Raw genomic sequence first — 413 nt, 5'->3', positions numbered from 1 at the left:
CGTCCAGAAGAGTGACGATCGGGATGTTGAAGGCATCACACATCTGGACGAACCGCGCGGCCTTCTCGGAGGCCTCGATATCGAGGACTCCGGCCAGCGACTGCGGCTGGTTGGCGACGATGCCGACGACCCGGCCGTCAAGGCGCGCCAGGGCGCAGATGACGTTCCGGGCCCAGCGCTCGTGCACCTCCAGGTACTCGCCGTCGTCCACCAACTCCTCGATGACCTCGGCCATGTCGTACGGCTGATTGCCGTTCGCGGGCACGAGGTCGAGCAGGACGTCGGAGCGGCGCTCGGCGGGGTCCTCGCACGCCACGGCGGGCGGGGCCTCGCGGTTGTTCTGCGGGAGCATCGACAGCAGGTAGCGGACCTCGGCGATGCAGGTCTCCTCGTCGTCGTACGCGAAGTGCGCG

Annotated in this window: 1 protein-coding gene; it reads right to left on the bottom strand. The window is 68.3% G+C overall.

Translation table 11 applies throughout. The features are described from left to right. Positions 1-413: carboxyl transferase domain-containing protein (locus ACLF6P_RS29975; RefSeq protein WP_415954565.1), on the bottom strand; the 413-nt coding region annotated here is incomplete at both ends.

Source organism: Streptomyces lothianensis, from assembly GCF_047779955.1.
GTDB lineage: Bacteria > Actinomycetota > Actinomycetes > Streptomycetales > Streptomycetaceae > Streptomyces.
The sequence above is the reverse complement of the archived record's forward strand: the minus strand, read 5'-3'. Positions and strand labels throughout refer to the sequence as shown.